Annotated in this window: 1 protein-coding gene and 1 pseudogene; both read right to left on the bottom strand. The window is 71.7% G+C overall.

What is annotated here, in order from left to right:
* Positions 1–231: pseudogene (locus ABZ281_RS50115) on the bottom strand (fatty acid desaturase); the annotation flags it as partial.
* A 133-nt stretch (positions 232–364) separates the two neighbouring features.
* Positions 365–676: a hypothetical protein gene (locus tag ABZ281_RS50110; protein ID WP_356665580.1), complete on the bottom strand. Its 312-nt coding sequence runs from the start codon at positions 674–676 to the stop codon at positions 365–367.
* Between the last annotated feature and the right edge of the window lie 477 nt (positions 677–1,153).

Raw genomic sequence — 1,153 nt, 5'->3', positions numbered from 1 at the left:
GAAGCCGATGTAGCAGACGGCGAGCAGCGGGCCGACGACGTGGCCGATGAGGTGCCCGGCGATCGCTGCGGCGGCGATCGCGACAAGGTCCCAGGCGACATCCCACAGACCGATCGTCGGGCGTCCGCAGAGCTTCTCCAGGTCCGTGATGAGCTGCTGGCCGAGGGCCTTGCGCACGGGGCCGGAGGCTCCGGTGCCGTTGCGGGTCCTGTTGGCGGCGGGGCTGCCCATCAGGTCCTCCAGTCGATGTGGTGCGGGGTGGGAATGTGCCGTGCTCCGGCGCGCCCACGGCTGGGCAGCGCACTGGCGGGCGCACCGTTGGCGGGCGCGCCGGAGGACGACGGAAGGGTGGTTCAGCCGCGGATCAGGCGGCGGTGAGAGCGCTGTCCGGGCGCATGCCGGACTTGAGGCCGGTGGCGTCGGGACGCATCCCGAGCTTCAGCTCCGGGGCGTCCGGGCGCATGCCGCTCTTGAGGTCAGTGGCGTCGGGGCGCATGCCGAGCTTGAGGGCGCCCGCGTCGGGACGCATGCCGAACTTCAGGTCGATGGCGTCCGGGCGCATCCCGGCCTTGAGGGCGCCCGCGTCGGGACGCATCCCGAGCTTCAGGTCGGTGGCGTCCGGGCGCATACCGGCCTTCAGGCCAGTGTCCGGGGTCATTGCGGCGGTAGCGGTCATGGAGGTTCTCCCTCTTCGGTCGCGGGTGACCCCGCGAGTCCGTGTGATCGGGCGATGGAGCTGCCGGGCCGCGGTCGGGTGAGTGCTGAACCGTCGGCTCGGACGTCATGGGCGCGAGCGCCCGCCGGTGGAAAGTCGCGCCGGAGCACGTCCGCCGCATCCGTGGATGAGCGTTGCGGTACGTGGTCGCGCTGGGCGCTTGGCCAGTCACGCTAGGGCTGCGCCGGAGGCAGCCGCAACGGCTATGGGCGTTGCGGCGGTTGCACGGGACCGTTGCGTGACCGTTGCGCGTCCATGCCACCTGAACTGCGGAAACGCCGAAGTCTCGTCCTGGAACAGTGGCGGATCGGGGCCGTCGGGCGCTGCGATGCCGGCAGAAGGGCTTCTGCTGCGCGCGTCGCCGCGGCTAGCTTGTGGGACCGCCGAGGAGCCGTGCACGAGGACGCCGTGGCGACCGGATTCCCTCCATCTGCCGTC

This window comes from Streptomyces sp. NPDC006265 (assembly GCF_040613555.1).
Taxonomy (GTDB): Bacteria; Actinomycetota; Actinomycetes; order Streptomycetales; family Streptomycetaceae; genus Streptomyces.
Note: the sequence above shows the minus strand (reverse complement) of the source record. Positions and strands in the feature narration are given on the sequence as shown.

Bases quoted from the DNA above. Each gene is read 5' to 3' on its own strand.
- ABZ281_RS50110 (WP_356665580.1), bottom strand. From the start codon at position 676: ATGACCGCTACCGCCGCAATGACCCCGGACACTGGCCTGAAGGCCGGT.